At 47.5% G+C, this 16,177-nt stretch carries 12 protein-coding genes and 1 rRNA gene; 5 read left to right on the top strand and 8 right to left on the bottom strand.

From position 1 onward, the window contains the following. From KNQ03_RS16740 to dnaA, 8 genes are all read right to left on the bottom strand, one after another. Positions 1-62 (bottom strand): 16S ribosomal RNA (locus KNQ03_RS16740); the annotation flags it as partial. A 346-nt stretch (positions 63-408) separates the two neighbouring features. After that, a complete protein-coding gene (locus tag KNQ03_RS16735) occupies positions 409-1,452 on the bottom strand; it encodes an HD-GYP domain-containing protein (protein WP_050678883.1) in 1,044 nt (347 codons plus the stop codon). A 90-nt stretch (positions 1,453-1,542) separates the two neighbouring features. Next, the gene (gyrA, locus tag KNQ03_RS16730) at positions 1,543-4,155 is read right to left on the bottom strand and encodes a DNA gyrase subunit A (protein WP_064300777.1); all 2,613 of its coding nucleotides are present in this window, start codon (positions 4,153-4,155) and stop codon (positions 1,543-1,545) included. A 27-nt stretch (positions 4,156-4,182) separates the two neighbouring features. Beyond that, positions 4,183-6,096 (bottom strand): DNA topoisomerase (ATP-hydrolyzing) subunit B, encoded by a 1,914-nt coding sequence (gene gyrB / locus KNQ03_RS16725; RefSeq protein WP_200864062.1) that lies wholly within the window; start codon positions 6,094-6,096, stop codon positions 4,183-4,185. Between the two features lie 10 nt (positions 6,097-6,106). Next, complete coding sequence (gene recF / locus KNQ03_RS16720; protein ID WP_023469866.1) at positions 6,107-7,261, bottom strand: DNA replication/repair protein RecF; 1,155 nt, start codon at positions 7,259-7,261, stop codon at positions 6,107-6,109. 1 nt (position 7,262) lies between these two features. Beyond that, positions 7,263-7,484, bottom strand: a complete 222-nt coding sequence (yaaA, locus tag KNQ03_RS16715; protein ID WP_023469865.1) for a S4 domain-containing protein YaaA — start codon at positions 7,482-7,484, stop codon at positions 7,263-7,265. A gap of 162 nt (positions 7,485-7,646) precedes the next feature. Further along, complete coding sequence (gene dnaN, locus KNQ03_RS16710) at positions 7,647-8,780, bottom strand: DNA polymerase III subunit beta (RefSeq protein ID WP_214725636.1); 1,134 nt, start codon at positions 8,778-8,780, stop codon at positions 7,647-7,649. Between the two features lie 191 nt (positions 8,781-8,971). Next, the gene (gene dnaA, locus KNQ03_RS16705) at positions 8,972-10,363 is read right to left on the bottom strand and encodes a chromosomal replication initiator protein DnaA (RefSeq protein ID WP_023469863.1); all 1,392 of its coding nucleotides are present in this window, start codon (positions 10,361-10,363) and stop codon (positions 8,972-8,974) included. 737 nt (positions 10,364-11,100) lie between these two features. On the opposite strand from dnaA, the gene rpmH reads away from it, so the two are divergent. The 5 genes from rpmH (at position 11,101) to mnmG (ending at position 16,173) form a co-directional block, all read left to right on the top strand. Then, positions 11,101-11,235, top strand: a complete 135-nt coding sequence (rpmH, locus tag KNQ03_RS16700; RefSeq protein ID WP_012371910.1) for a 50S ribosomal protein L34 — start codon at positions 11,101-11,103, stop codon at positions 11,233-11,235. A 165-nt stretch (positions 11,236-11,400) separates the two neighbouring features. Next, a complete protein-coding gene (gene rnpA / locus KNQ03_RS16695) occupies positions 11,401-11,751 on the top strand; it encodes a ribonuclease P protein component (protein ID WP_023469862.1) in 351 nt (116 codons plus the stop codon). Between the two features lie 104 nt (positions 11,752-11,855). Further along, on the top strand, positions 11,856-12,710 hold the full coding sequence (gene yidC, locus KNQ03_RS16690; protein WP_214725634.1) for a membrane protein insertase YidC: 855 nt from the start codon (positions 11,856-11,858) through the stop codon (positions 12,708-12,710). A 147-nt stretch (positions 12,711-12,857) separates the two neighbouring features. Next, positions 12,858-14,240 (top strand): tRNA uridine-5-carboxymethylaminomethyl(34) synthesis GTPase MnmE, encoded by a 1,383-nt coding sequence (gene mnmE / locus KNQ03_RS16685; protein WP_305827687.1) that lies wholly within the window; start codon positions 12,858-12,860, stop codon positions 14,238-14,240. Positions 14,241-14,283: 43 nt separating this feature from the next. Further along, on the top strand, positions 14,284-16,173 hold the full coding sequence (mnmG, locus tag KNQ03_RS16680) for a tRNA uridine-5-carboxymethylaminomethyl(34) synthesis enzyme MnmG (RefSeq protein WP_058704738.1): 1,890 nt from the start codon (positions 14,284-14,286) through the stop codon (positions 16,171-16,173). Positions 16,174-16,177 lie beyond the last annotated feature (4 nt).

Genomic DNA, 16,177 nt, shown 5'->3' with positions numbered 1-16,177 from the left:
ACTTGCATGTATTAGGCACGCCGCCAGCGTTCGTCCTGAGCCAGGATCAAACTCTCCATGAAGTGTTTGACTTGCTCGTTGTGTGACCGGAGTCACGATTGACGAAGCTTGCGCTTCATTCATGTTTGTATTCCGTAGAATACGATTTTTGCCTCATCGTTCAGTTTTCAAAGTTCGTCCGCGCCTGTTTTGGCGACTCAATTAGAATACCAAGTCTGAAACAAGAAGTCAACAACTTTTTTGAAATTGTTTTTCTCGTTTGTTTCAAGCGCTTGTCGTTGTTAAGGACATGTAATAATATATCATGCGTTTTATTATTGTGCAACACTTATTTTAAAATTGTTTTTAAAATCATGAACAAGCCTCTTGAACCTTGCGATTCCGGCTCAAGAGGCTGTTTATTCCCTATTAATCCATCAACTGAATAATACTATGTTGTCGTTCTTCCATTAAATCAATGATCGTCATCCGTCCTTGTTCTTCATAAGAAATGACAGGTCGATCAAAGACTGGATTCTTTCGCGTGATGGTTGCAATCTTTCCGTTACTCATCAGCACGCGATCACCGACTTCTATTGGTAGAAGTAATTGTCCGAGCAACAATACATACTTTGAGCAATATTGCATCGGTCTTGCTTTCAAATGACGATAGGCATCAAACGGCGTATAAGCTTCCCGATACGGACGCCAACTCGTCATTGCAGCAAAGACATCCGCTACGATGAACAATCGTGTGTGATCTGCGATCTTATCTCCTTTTACCTTTAAAGGGTAACCTGTTCCATCTAACCGTTCATGATGTTGAACAATTAAACGATTTACTGTATCAGAGATGATCGTCTCCTTTTGCAAGGCTTGATACGCCATAGCCGGGTGACGTTGAAAAATTTCTTGTTGCATCGCTTCATATCGTTTCGTGTGACGCCATTCCATGATTCGCGCTAGTCCATAGTCTGCAAAATAGGATGCGGTCCACAACTCATGAATCATTTTCCGTTCTTTTCCGACTGCTTCCGCCAGCATTTGCGCAATTGCCCCTCGATAAATGGCATGTCGCACTGTATAAGCTTCCGTTCCCCGCTCTAGGAAGAATGGTAAGACATCTTGTCTCGTAATCCGTTCTGGAACGGACTGTTTGACCCAACTCAATGCTTCGTATACATTCGGCTTCATTCCTTGTTCCCATGACATGAAGACTTTATTGTAAAAGCGAATAAATTCTTCAAATGGATGTTCCACATGGGCTTCAACTGTTTCAGTCTGCACTTGTTCATCTTTACTGAAATCAGGTCGATCTTCAATGACGACTTCCTTAATTAAAAAACGCTGGATTCGTCGTAACTCATCGCTTCCTATTTTTTTCCCTGCTTCTACGATCGGATGATCCGTATGTAAATAGATGGATTCAGTCAAACGATCCCCGATGCGTAATTGGTCACTTGCCACTCGCATATCGCTTCGTTCCTTTCTCTTCTTTCTATATATGTAGATAAAAGCAGCAGAGTAGTATATCACTCTGCTGCTTTCTTGCTGACGTCTTGCTTATTCTTCCGCTTCTTCTGAAGCATCCGACACGATCTCATTCTCTTCTGACACAAGATTCGTGTCTTCTTCCATTTCATCAGTCTCTTCGCGTTTCAGTTTGGCAACCGTCGCAACACGGTCACCCTCTTCGATTCGAATGACCTTCACCCCTTGGGTATTCCGGCCGACACGTGAAATGTATTGCGAGTCTGTCCGAATGACGATACCACTCTCTGTCATAATCATGATGTCATCATCAACATCAACGATTCGCATGGCAACGATTTGACCGACGCGATCCGTCACCTTACTCGCGATCAATCCTTTACCACCACGAGACTGGCTACGGAACTCGGTCATCGGTGTTCGTTTACCGAATCCTTTTTCCGTAATGACAAGAACATCTTGTGCATCGCGTGCAAGTTCCATCCCGACGACGAAATCGTCTGGGCGTAACGTCATCGCTTTGACCCCACGAGCACCACGTCCCATCGAGCGGACATTCGTGATTGGGAAACGAATCGCTTTCCCGCTTGTTGAAACAGCAAAGACTTCATCGTCCGTCGATGCGAGACGAACCGATGTCAACTCATCGTCTTCAAACAATCGAATCGCGATCAAACCGTTTTTGTTGATCCGTGCGTACGCAGACAACGGTGAACGTTTAACGCGTCCTTTACGTGTCATGAAGATCAATGATTTTTGCTCATCTTGAACGACTTCTTCCGTTTCGAGCGTTTCTTCCGTCTCTTCAATCTCTCCTTCAATCACCTCGACAGGTGCTTCAGTTGCTTGTTGCTCCTCGAGATAACGTTTGAAGTTGACTGGAATCATCGTCTCGACCTTTTCGTCGCGTTCGATTTGGATGAGGTTGATGATTGGTACACCTTTTGATGTCCGACTCATCTCCGGTACTTCATATCCACGAATCCGGTAGACTTTCCCACGGTTCGTAAAGAATAGAATCGTATCATGCGTCGAACAAGACAAGAGACGCGTGACGTAATCCTCGTCGTTCGTTCCGATTCCCTGAACCCCACGTCCACCGCGGCGTTGTGTCCGGTACGAATCCGTCGTCATCCGTTTGATGTAGCCACTGCTTGTCAACGTGATGATGATATCCTGTTCCGGAATCAAATCTTCGTCTTCGAATTCGATGTGGTCCATGCGGATTTCCGTCCGACGTTCGTCGTTGAAACGTTCTTTCAACTCTTCAAGTTCTGTCCGGATCAAATCAAGCAAGACTTCCTCACTCGCAAGGATGCGGTTCAGTTCCGCGATCAATTGCATGATTTCGTCATACTCTGCTTCAATCTTCTCCCGTTCAAGACCTGTCAGGCGTTGCAAGCGCATATCGAGAATCGCTTGTGATTGTTTCTCGGATAACGCAAAACGCTCCATCAACTGTTCACGTGCTGCGTCCGCTGTCCGGTTCCCGCGAATGATTTGAATGACTTCATCCAAATGATCGAGTGCAATCCGTAGACCAGCGAGCAAGTGTTCACGCGCTTCTGCTTTTTCGAGATCGAACTGTGTCCGACGACGCACGATTTCTTTTTGATGCTCGAGGTAATGATAAAGCATTTCCTTGAGCGTCAATGTTTTCGGACGTCCTCCGACGATCGCTAGCATATTGACACCAAACGTCGTTTGCATCGACGTCTGTTTATACAAGTTATTTAAGATGACGCTCGCATTTGCGTCACGACGGATTTCCATGACGATGCGCATACCGCGGCGATCTGACTCATCTCGTAAATCGGTGATACCTTCGATCTTTTTCTCGCGAACGAGATCGGCAATCTTTTCAACGAGGCGGGCTTTATTGACCTGATAAGGCAGCTCCGTCACGATGATCCGTTCCCGGTCTTTTTTCGTCTGTTCGATTTCAGCTTTCGCACGGACGATGATTGAGCCACGTCCTGTCTCATAAGCGCGACGAATACCGCTACGACCAAGAATTTCACCAGCTGTCGGGAAATCAGGTCCCGGAATGTGCTGCATCAGTTCTTGGATCGTGATTTCTGGATCGTGCGACAAGGCTAAGACACCATCGATGACTTCGCCAAGCTGATGTGGTGGAATGTTCGTTGCCATCCCGACCGCGATCCCGCTCGAACCGTTGACGAGTAAGTTCGGGAAGCGTGACGGTAAGACTTCCGGTTCGCGTTCCGAACCATCGTAGTTATCTTTGAAATCGACTGTGTTTTTGTTGATATCGCGAACGATCTCCATCGCGATTTTTGACATACGAGCTTCCGTATATCGCATCGCAGCCGCCGAGTCCCCATCGACAGACCCGAAGTTTCCGTGTCCATCGACGAGTTCGTAACGGTAGCTGAAGTCTTGCGCCATGCGGACCATCGTGTCATAGACGGCAGAATCCCCGTGCGGGTGATACTTACCGATGACTTCCCCGACGATACGGGCAGACTTTTTATGTGGTTTATCGGCACGAATACCGAGGTCGTTCATCGCATAGAGAATCCGGCGGTGTCCGGGTTTTAAGCCGTCCCGTACGTCCGGAAGAGCACGTGCGACGATGACGCTCATCGCGTAGTCCATGAAGGACGTACGCATCTCTTGACTGATATTAATATCCTTGATGATTCCGTGATTTTGTTCGGACATGCTTCTGGCCACCCTCTCTGTTCAGCGTTAAATATCCAGGTTCTTGACGTAATGTGCGTGTGATTGAATGAAGTCGCGTCGTGGTTCGACTTGATCTCCCATCAAGATATCAAAGACTTCATCTGCTTCGATCGCATCTTGAAGCTCGACACGCAACATTTGACGACCACTTGGATCCATCGTCGTTTCCCAAAGTTGCTCTGGATCCATCTCCCCAAGACCTTTGTAGCGCTGAATGTCGTACCGTGCGTTTTCAGGAAGCGCTGCAAGCGCCTCTGTCAATTCACGTTCGTTATGCACGTACGTGATGTTCTTCCCTTGTTTGATCCCGTATAGCGGTGGCTGAGCGATATAGACATACCCATGCTCGACAAGCGGACGCATGTAACGGTAGAAGAACGTCAACAAGAGTGTCCGAATGTGGGCACCATCGACATCGGCATCGGTCATGATGATGACTTTGTGATAGCGTGCTTTTTCGATATTGAACTCAGAACCGATACTTGTTCCGAGTGCCGTGATGATCGTCCGAATCTCATTGCTTCCGAGAATCTTATCGAGACGTGCTTTCTCAACGTTCAAGATTTTACCGCGAATCGGTAAGATCGCTTGGAAATGACGATCGCGTCCGGATTTCGCAGAACCACCCGCTGAATCACCCTCAACGATGTACAATTCGGAAATCGAGGCATCACGTGACGAACAGTCGGCCAGTTTACCTGGAAGCGAGCTCACTTCGAGAACACCTTTACGGCGTGTCAGTTCACGGGCGCGTTTCGCTGCCATCCGGGCGCGTGACGCCATCATCCCTTTTTCGACGATTGCGCGTGCATTCGTCGGGTTTTCGAGCATGAACTGCTCAAATGCACCAGAGAAGAGTGAATCCGTAACCGTACGCGCGTCGGAGTTCCCGAGTTTCGTTTTCGTCTGACCTTCGAACTGTGGGTTCGGGTGTTTGACGGAAACGATCGCTGTCATTCCTTCACGTACGTCCTCACCGGATAACGTACCGTCTGCATCCTTCATCAAACCGAACTTCTTCGCGTAGTCATTGATGACCCGTGTCAAAGCCGTCTTGAAGCCGGTCTCGTGCGTACCACCTTCATGCGTCGGGATGTTGTTCGTGAACGAGTAGATGTTTGACGCAAATCCGTCGTTATACTGAAGCGCGACTTCAACTTCGATGCCGTCTTTTGTTCCGTGTACATAGACGGGTTCCGCATGAACGACTTCTTTTGAACGGTTCAAGTGTTCGACGTAGGACTTGATCCCACCTTCGTAGTGGAAGCTACGCGTCATCGGCTCATCCGCACGATCGTCCGTGATGATGATCTTCAAGCCTTTGTTCAAGAAAGCAAGTTCCCGCAGGCGTGTCGCTAGCAAATCATAGTCATACTCGAGCGTCTCTTGGAAAATCTCACCGTCTGGGAAGAAACGAATCGTCGTTCCTGTCTCTTCTGATGTTCCGATTACTTCGAGATCTTGCGCTGGTACACCGCGATGGTACGCTTGGTAATACAGTTTCTCGTTCCGTTTGACGAACACTTCAAGTTTCGTCGACAGAGCGTTAACGACCGAAGCCCCAACACCGTGTAATCCGCCCGATACTTTATATCCGCCGCCGCCGAACTTACCACCGGCGTGGAGGACTGTTAGGATGACCTCAACGGCAGGACGACCCATCTTCTCTTGAATGTCGACTGGAATACCGCGTCCATTATCCTCGACTAAGATCGAGTTCCCTGGTTCGATCGTCACCTTGATCGTGTCACAGTATCCTGCGAGCGCCTCATCAATCGAGTTATCGACGATCTCCCATACGAGGTGATGGAGACCCTTTGATGCCGTCGAGCCGATATACATCCCTGGACGTTTACGAACTGCTTCTAATCCTTCAAGTACTTGAATCTGATCGGCACCGTACCCCTGTTCCAATTCCATATCTTCATGATTACTCATCGGTTTTCTCACCTACTGTTTCTTTATATGATGTCTCTTCCAAATCGACCGTCCCTTGTTTCACGTGGAACAACTTCGCTTGGTTGATCGTTTCATGCGCAATCCCGTCGACGCTTGTCGTCGTCAGGATCGTCTGGACCTTTTGTTGCATCGTATCGAGCAAATGTGTTTGACGATGATCATCAAGCTCGGATAAGACATCGTCGAGTAGAAGAAGTGGATATTCCCCTACTTCCTCATGAATCAATTCGATCTCCGCAAGCTTTAACGAGAGAGCTGCTGTTCGTTGTTGTCCTTGTGAACCATACGTTTGGACGTTTCGTCCATTGACTTCCATCTCGAAGTCATCGCGATGTGGTCCAAACAACGTAACTCCTCTTCGGATTTCATTTTCTTTTATTTTACCAAACTTCCGCGTGTAGGACGCAGTCATTCCTTCGACATCGAGTAATTCGTCGCCGAATGTGTCCGAACGATAGATGAGCGCGAGTTCTTCCTGTCCACGACTGATTCCGTCATGAATCGGTCGTGCCCACTTTTCGAGCTGGGCCATGAAATGATGCCGGCGCTGAACGATTTTAACGGCTAGCGTAATCATTTGCTCCGTCAAGATATCAAGGAAGGTCTCGTCTCCTCCCTTCATGGACAGTTGTTTCAGCAATGCATTCCGCTGCTTCAACACTTTCAGATACTGGCTCAATTCATGCAGATAGACCGGGCTGACTTGACCGATCTCCATATCGAGAAATCGTCGGCGGACTTGTGGACTACCTTTGACGATATGCAAATCTTCCGGGGCGAATAAAACGATGTTCAGTGCCCCGACATAATCACTCAAGCGTCGTTGCTCTAGATGATTCAGCTTTGCTTTTTTCCCGCGACCCGAGATGACGATCTCTTGGACATGGGAGCCGGTCCGCTTGACGACACGTCCTTCGACGCGCGCTGTTTCCTGATCCCAACCGATCAGTTCCTTGTCATGCGTCGTCCGGTGCGACTTCGCGAGAGCAAGAACATAGATCGCTTCCAATAAGTTCGTCTTCCCTTGTGCATTTTCACCAATCAGGACATTCGTTTTTTCGGAGAATGACAGTTCGAGTGCGTCATAGTTGCGATAATGACTGAGTCGGACTGAATCCAGCCGCACGTTAGTTGCCCTCGTTCTTGATGATGAACTGACCGTAGTCTTCTACATCAATGATGTCTCCATCCCGTAATTTACGACCACGTCGCTGATCGACCTCGCCGTTGACTAGAATCGGTACCTCTGCTAAAAACGGTTTGGCTTGTCCTCCGCTTGAGATGATATCCGATAGCTTCAGGAACTGCCCTAATGTGACGTATTCCGTTGTAATTCTGATTTCTTGCATGGATTGACTCCTCCTACCTACATATTATAAATGACGTACTCTTTATTGTACTAAACATTGAGCGATTTAGCAAAATCCCCGAACGTATATACGGTATACGAAAAAGACGGGTCCGATGTCGAAACGATCGAACCCGTCTTATCACGTATTTCGTGTTTATGCTTACGCCGTCCGGACTGGAAGAATCAGTTGCAGGACGTTATCTTGATCGACTGGGTGCAAGATAAATGGACGAATCGAACCCGTGAACTGGATTTCGATATCTGTCGCGTCAAGTGCCTTCAAGGCGTCCATCATGTACTTCGAGTTGAACGAGATTTTCAGCTCTTCTCCTTCAAGCGAAAGAATGCTGACTTGCTCCGAGACTTTCCCGACTTCTGGTGAATGTGAAGAGATCTCGACCGCTGTCGTTCCTTCAGCTGCGAACTTGATGACGTTGTTACGGTCCTCACGTGCAAGCAGTGACGCGCGATCGATCGCTTGGAGCAATTCTTTCGCGTTTATGCGGACAGCTGTCCGGTACTCTTCCGGAATCAAACGTGATGTATCCGGATAGTTTCCGTCGAGTAGACGCGAGAAGAAGAGGACGTGCTTCATCTTGAATAAGATTTGTTGGTTTGTGATCGTGATATCCACATGACCATCCCCAAGCAACTTCGATAATTCATTTAAGCTCTTCCCTGGAACGATGACGTTCTGGAACGAGATATCTGTATCTGTCTCGAACTGTGCACGACGAAGGGCTAGACGGTGACTATCCGTTGAGACACACGTCAAGATACCTTTATCAGCTGAGAAGTTCACACCTGTCAGAACAGGACGTGTTTCTTGAACGGCGACAGCGAAGCTTGTTTGACGAATCATCGAACGTAAGAGATCAGCCGGTAAACGGAAACGTTGTCCCCCATCGACTTGTGGAAGGCGTGGGAACTCATCTGGATCAAGACCGTTCAAATGGAATTCCGCTGTTCCTGACTGGATCCGTGTCATGAAGTTCGGTGAGACTTCGAGTGTGACTTCGTCTTTTGGCATCTTTTTGACGATATCGCCGAAGAAGCGGGCATTCAAGACGACACTACCAGCACGGTGAACCGTGACATAAGATGTTCCATTCTCTTCTGCATAGATCGTCCGTTCAATCGAGATTTCTGTATCGCTTCCTGTCAGCGTCATGCCATCTCCATGAGCTTCGAGTTTGATCCCTGTCAGAATCGGAATCGTCGTGCGGGATGAGACCGCTTTGGCTACATCTTGTACTGCTTGAATTAAAGCTTCGCGTTGAATGGTGATATGCATATCGTCGTTAGACTCCTCTCGAAAATAATGGGCATGCGCCCATCATAACATAATAATATATTTTTTTAATAATAGTCTTAGGGGCTGTGGATAGTGTGGATAAGTCGGTGGATAACTTGATATAAAGCCAAAAACGGTGTGGATAAGTTGTGGATAACTACCCTACTTTATCCACATGTTTATCCACAGTTTTATGAATGCTTTAATTCATGTTTAATTTGTTCGATGACTTTGCCTGTTTCCCCGTCCGATTTGATCAACATACTGATTTTTTCATGGGCATGGATGACGGTCGTATGGTCGCGTCCCCCGAATTCTTCTCCGATTTTCGGTAAAGAGCTTTCTGTCATCTCACGCGAAAGATACATCGCGATTTGACGTGGGAAGGCAATCGATTTCGTTCGTTTCTTCGCCTTAAGATCATCAAACGGTAAGTTGAAATGTTTACTGACCGACTCCTGGATGTCACGAATCGTGACTTTACGCGGTTCAGCGACCGGCATGATGTTATGCAAGGCTTCTGCAGCGACATTTGGATCGATTGGTCGCCCGACGAGATTCGCATAGGCAATGACACGCGTCAACGCCCCTTCGAGCTCCCGAATGTTCGTATCAATTTGACTCGCGATGTAGAGCATGACTTCGTTTGAGACGTCAAGTTGCTCCGCATTCGCCTTTTTCCGTAAGATCGCAATCCGTGTCTCGAGATCCGGTGGCGTGATGTCGGTGATCAATCCCCATTCAAATCGAGAACGAAGCCGATCTTCAAGCGTTGGAATCTCTTTTGGTGGTCGGTCACTTGAGATGATGATTTGTTTTTGGTCGTTGTGCAGGGCATTGAACGTGTGGAAAAACTCTTCTTGTGTCTGTTCTTTGCCCGCAAGGAACTGAATGTCATCAATTAAGAGGACATCGATGTTACGGTATTTATTTCGAAACTCAACCGTTTTATTATCGCGGATGGAGTTAATGAAGTCATTCGTAAAGCGTTCAGAAGAGACATAGGCAATCCGTGTCCCGAGATTTTGATCTTGAACGTACTGTCCGATGGCATGCATCAGATGGGTTTTGCCAAGACCAACGCCACCATAGATGAAAAGCGGATTGTATGCTTTAGCAGGCGCTTCCGCAACAGCGAGTGAAGCGGCATGCGCAAAACGGTTCCCCGATCCGATGACGAATGTATCGAACGTATACTTCTCATTCAATTGTCCGAGTTCACTCATCGTCAATTCCTCTGTTGGTCTCCGCATGTTCGATGGACGCGATTTCGGAGTCGGTGTTGCCTCAACACGTTCCTCTTCTTGTCGATCGAGCATTTTCTTCGCTTGTCCCTCTTCAATGAACTGAATATCGAGTCGGCTTCCTGTTACTTCCTCAACTGTGTCTTCGAGTAAAGATAAGTACTGGCGCTCGAGCCATGTCACCGTAAATGCAGCTGGTGCTGAAACGAGTAGTGTCGTTCCATTTAGCGTGACGCCTTCTGTGGATTTCAACCACATATCATAACTAGCTTTTGGTGTTCGTTCCTCTTCCTCGATCACAGATAAGACATTATGCCAAAGTTCGGCAGCGTTTTTCATAAATACCCCCCTTTTTTTATCAAGATAGAAAATTTTTGTACACAGGCTTATACACAGACAAAGTTAATGAAGAAACTCGACTTATCCCCATAACGTAAAAACTGTGGATAACGTTATCCACAGGCAGTTGAATCTGTGTATAAAGTTATCCACAGGGTGTGTATAACTTGTTTTGTCCTGAACAATCAGGATCATGTTATGCACAATTAGTGTATCAAAAGAAATGAGCCCTGGCAATGGTTGGAATGATTTATCCACAAGTAAATTAAACCGTCCACAGGTAGTTACCCACAAGCTGTGGATAGTGTGGATAAATTGTGGATAAGAGGTGGATAACTTTTCGAAAGAGGAAGCGTTGAAAAAGAGTTATTCACAAAATACGAAAGAGGACGAAAAAAGGAATCGAAAATCGAGGATTGACGTCGATTTTAAAAAATACTATTGTAGACAAAGTGAAGAGTTATCCACGGAAAGTGTGGATAATGTGGATAAGTCTGTGGATAGGTGGATAAGTCAACAAACATCCCCTCCATGATCGATATGTATTCTATCGCGTAATAGAGTTTGCGCAGTCGAATCCTATCGCCTGTTTTCGAACCAGAAATCCCTTAAGCAGGACAAGAAATCTTCTGAACTTTCATTGACAATGCCACAATCAGTTTATATAATGTACAAGACTGCCTTAAAGTAGAAAATAACAATTGGTTATAAAGATCTTTTAAAGGAGGTGCAGACGAATGAAACCAACTTTCAACCCAAACAACCGTAAGCGTAAAAAAGTTCACGGATTCCGTGCGCGTATGGCTACGAAGAGTGGCCGCCGTATCTTGGCTGCTCGCCGTCTTAAGGGCCGCAAAGCCTTGACTGTCTAATGCATTGATGCATCCATCACTTCGGGCATGATCCGAGGTGATTTTTTTTATGTTTTTTCGTGTGTTCGTGCTTTTGTCACATGCGCCCTATCGCGTCGCATGTTTATTCTATGATATGATGAGAGACGACGAATTTTCGTAGTGTCAGGATGGAGTGTGAATAAGGTGAAGAAGGAATACCGCGTCAAGAAAGACAAGGAGTTCCAAGCGGTGTTTACTAAAGGAGCCTCTGTCGCAAATCGGCAATTTGTCGTGTATGCCTTGAAAAAGGAGCAACAGACTCACTTTCGGGTTGGTTTATCCGTCAGTAAGAAAATCGGGAATGCCGTCGTCCGGAATCAGGTAAAACGGTATCTTCGGGAAGCATGCCAGCAGCATGAAGCCTCGATTGCCCCGAATTATGATTTGGTGATCATCGCGCGCAATCCGGCCGCGAAGATGACCGCGCAAGAAGTGGCTGACAGTCTCCGTCACGTGCTCAAACGTTCCGGTGTCTGGATGCGATCAAAAAAATGAATCGTAGCAATGCATCCTGTTGATTTGTACGGCGCTCCCTTTCCTTGCCTTACTATAGAAGAAGATGGCGTTCGACAAAGCGTAAACAATTTCTAGGAGGAATTATGAACAAGAGAACTAAGATTTGGTTAACTCTCGGACTCGTGTCCGTGCTCGCGATCGTATTATCCGGCTGTACACCTAGCACGTATGGTACTGGTGAACCGATCACAAAAGACACAGAAGGTTTTTGGAAACATTACTTCGTTTGGCCGATGGCGTGGTTGATTCGTGAGATTTCACTTTTCTTTAATGGTGATTACGGTATTGGAATCATCATCACGACACTTCTCGTTCGTCTTGTCATCCTTCCGTTGATGATTAAACAAACGAAGAGTATGGGTGGGATGCAAGTCATTCAACCGGAAATGATGAAGCTTCGTGAAAAATACAGCTCAAAAGACCAAGAGACACAACAGAAATTGCAACAGGAAATGATGAAGCTCTACCAAGAGCACAACGTCAATCCACTCGCAGGCTGTCTACCGATCTTGATCCAAATGCCGATCTTGATCGCGTTCTACAATGCGATCATCTACACACCAGCTATTTTCCAACATCCTTTCCTCTGGTTCGACCTTGGGAAACCGGACCAATTCTTCATCTTGCCGATCATGTCTGCGATACTGACGTATCTGCAACAAAAGATCTCGATGGCAGGTCAAGAAGACAATCCACAAATGAAAATCATGCTCTACGTCTTCCCGATCATGATCTTCATCATGGGGGTTACACTCCCATCTGCCCTTTCGCTTTACTGGGTCGTCGGTTACATCTTCTCGATCATCGTCACGATCGTCATCATGAAGCCAATGCGTGAAAAGATTAAGTTGCAGACGGAAGCGACAATGGCTGCTAAACGTGAAAAAGAAGCGGCACAAGCAGCTCCGGCTCCTAAAAAATCGAAAAAGAAACGCTAATACGTGAAGAGCGACGCTTTGTTTTGACAGAGTGTCGCTCTTTTTCTTTTGCGTCATTTCGTGTATAGTTGTTTCGTTATACCCATTGCAACGATTAAGGATTAAATACTCATAAAAAGACAGAAGAAAAACGAGGTGGAAGAACGGATGATGGAATTTGATACGATTGCCGCGATTTCGACGCCGATGGGAGAAGGGGCGATTGCGATCGTGCGCTTATCAGGTCCTGATGCAGTCGCTGTAGCCGACCGTGTTTACAAAGGGAGCAACCGCTTGACGGAAGTACCAACCCATACGATTCATTACGGGAAATTGGTCGACCATGAGGCGGACCGTGTCGTCGATGAAGTAATGGTGAGTGTCATGCGCGCACCAAAGACGTTTACACGTGAAGATGTCATCGAATTGAATTGTCATGGAGGAGTCGTCGCGGTCAATCGTGTCCTCGAACTCATCCTCGCCCAACCGGAAGTCCGGCTGGCGGAACCTGGTGAATTTACGAAACGTGCGTTCTTGAACGGACGAATCGATTTATCACAAGCGGAAGCCGTCATGGATCTGATCCGGGCGAAGACGGACCGAGCGATGCATGTCGCCGTCAGTCAGATTGAAGGACGTCTCTCAAAACTCGTCCAAGACTTACGTCAACAATTGTTACAGACGATTGCTGCGATCGAAGTCAACATCGATTACCCAGAGTACGATGCAGAAGAGATGACGCAACAGATCGTCGAACGTGATGCTGGTGCTGTCCGCGCGATTTTGGCAGAGTTATTAACAACGGCACGCCAAGGAAAAATCTTGCGCGAAGGGTTATCCACAGCGATCATCGGTCGTCCGAACGTCGGAAAGTCGTCTTTGCTCAACACATTGGTGCAAGAAGCAAAGGCCATCGTCACGGATATCGCGGGAACGACACGCGATACGATCGAGGAGTACGTCAATGTTCGCGGTGTACCGTTGAAGTTGATTGATACGGCAGGGATTCGCGAGACGGAAGATATCGTCGAACGGATGGGTGTTGAAAAGTCGCGTCAGGCTTTGAAGACGGCCGATTTAATCTTACTCGTCCTAAACGGGAATGATGTTCTGACGGATGAGGACGTCTTGCTGTTTGAAGCAATCAAAGGAATGAACGCGATCATCATCGTCAACAAGAGTGACTTGGCGCAACAGATTGACTTAGCGCGTGTCACGGAGCTTGCTGATGGTCGACCAATCGTCACGACATCCTTGCTCGAAGAAGCAGGCGTCAACGATCTCGAAGCAGCGATTGCGAGTCTGTTCTTTGAACAGGGTGTCGAAGGTCAGGATATGACGTACGTCTCAAATGCGCGTCACATCCAGCTCATCAAACGAGCGAGTCAAATGATTGAAGATGCTCTCGGTGCAGCAGAAGCAGCGATGCCAATCGACATGGTACAGATCGATTTACGACGAGCGTGGGATACGCTTGGCGAAATCAATGGTGATACAGCACAGGATAGTTTATTGGATCAGTTGTTTTCGCAGTTCTGTCTCGGGAAATAATTCGAGACGACTGCGTGTGGAATAAGAAGGAGGAACCAGTACTATGGCTTATCAAGCAGGTGAATTCGACGTCATCGTCGTCGGAGCCGGACATGCCGGCATCGAAGCCTCTCTTGCTGCGGCACGAATGGGCTCGAAAACGGTCATGTTGACAATGAATCCCGATATGGTCGGATTCATGTATTGCAACCCGTCGATCGGTGGTCCTGCAAAAGGAATCGTCGTCCGGGAAATCGATGCGCTCGGTGGCGAAATGGCACGCGCGATCGATGCAACGTATATTCAAATGAAAATGTTAAACACATCAAAAGGTCCTGCCGTGCGAGCACTACGGGCACAGGCGGATAAATTCGAATACCAAAACCGAATGAAAAAAGCGCTCGAGGATGAGCCGAATCTGCTCTTACGTCAAGCGCTCGTCGAACGGTTATTGATTGACGACGAAGGACGCTGCGTCGGTGTCGTCACGAATACAGGGGCGGAGTACCGGGCAAAAGCGGTCGTCATCACGACAGGAACGTTCATGCGTGGAAAAATCATCATCGGTGAATTGTCGTACGAGAGTGGTCCGAACAATCAGATGCCATCGATCAATCTATCGAAACATCTTGAAGAACTCGGATTCGAGCTCGCACGTTTCAAAACAGGTACACCACCACGAATCGACGGGAAAACGATTGACTACTCGAAGACGGAGATCCAACCAGGTGACGAAGTAGCACTTCCATTTAGTCATGAAACGACTCAGATGATCACGGAACAGATCCCATGCTGGTTGACGTATACGACGGAGTATACGCATCAGTTGATCGATGCGAACCTGCACCGCTCCCCGATGTTCTCTGGAATGATCAAAGGAACAGGTCCACGTTATTGCCCATCGATCGAAGATAAGGTCGTCCGGTTCAACGATAAACCGCGTCACCAAATCTTCCTTGAGCCAGAAGGTCGCGATACGGAAGAAGTCTACGTGCAAGGGTTATCAACAAGCTTGCCGGAAGACGTCCAACACGATATTCTCCGCTCGATTCCAGGGCTTGAGAATTCAGAAATGATGCGTCCTGGTTATGCGATTGAGTACGATGCCGTTGTTCCGACACAACTCTGGCCAACGCTCGAGACAAAACGTGTTCCTGGTTTATTCACAGCGGGTCAAATCAACGGAACAAGTGGGTATGAGGAAGCAGCGGGACAAGGAATCATGGCAGGGATCAATGCCGGACTACAAGTCCAAGGCAAAGAACCACTTATCTTGTCACGTTCACAAGGCTATATCGGTGTCATGATCGATGATCTCGTCACGAAAGGTACGAACGAACCATACCGTCTCTTGACGTCACGCGCCGAGTACCGGTTGTTGCTCCGTCATGATAATGCGGACCTTCGCCTATCGGAAATCGGACATGAACTCGGATTGATCTCGGAAGAGCGCCAAGCGAAGTTGCTCGATAAACAAGAACAAATCCGTCTTGAGATGAAACGTCTTGAGAAGGTCGTCATCAAAGCGACAGCGGACGTGAATGCACAGCTAGAAGCAATTGGTGCATCACCACTCAAGGAAGCTCTGCATGCGATCACGTTGCTGAAACGCCCGGAAATCACGTATGCGATGATCGCGCAGATGACACCACCGGAAACACCACTGTCTGCAGAAGCAGCAGAACAAGTCGAAATCCAAGTCAAATATGCCGGCTACATCGATAAGCAACTTGATCAAGTCGAAAAAATGATGCGGATGGAGCAAAAACGGATTCCGGATCGTCTCGATTACGATGCGATCAGTGGATTAGCGATTGAAGCGAAACAAAAACTAAACCAAGTGCGTCCGCTCTCGATCGGACAAGCATCCCGGATCTCAGGGGTAAACCCGTCTGATATCTCGATTCTGCTTGTCTACATCGAGCAAGGCCAATACGCATTGACTGCGGAGTGAACGA

The sequence above is a fragment of the Exiguobacterium sp. s143 genome (assembly GCF_018618895.1).
Lineage (GTDB): Bacteria > Bacillota > Bacilli > Exiguobacteriales > Exiguobacteriaceae > Exiguobacterium_A > Exiguobacterium_A abrahamii.
This window is presented reverse-complemented; position numbering and strand designations above follow the sequence as displayed.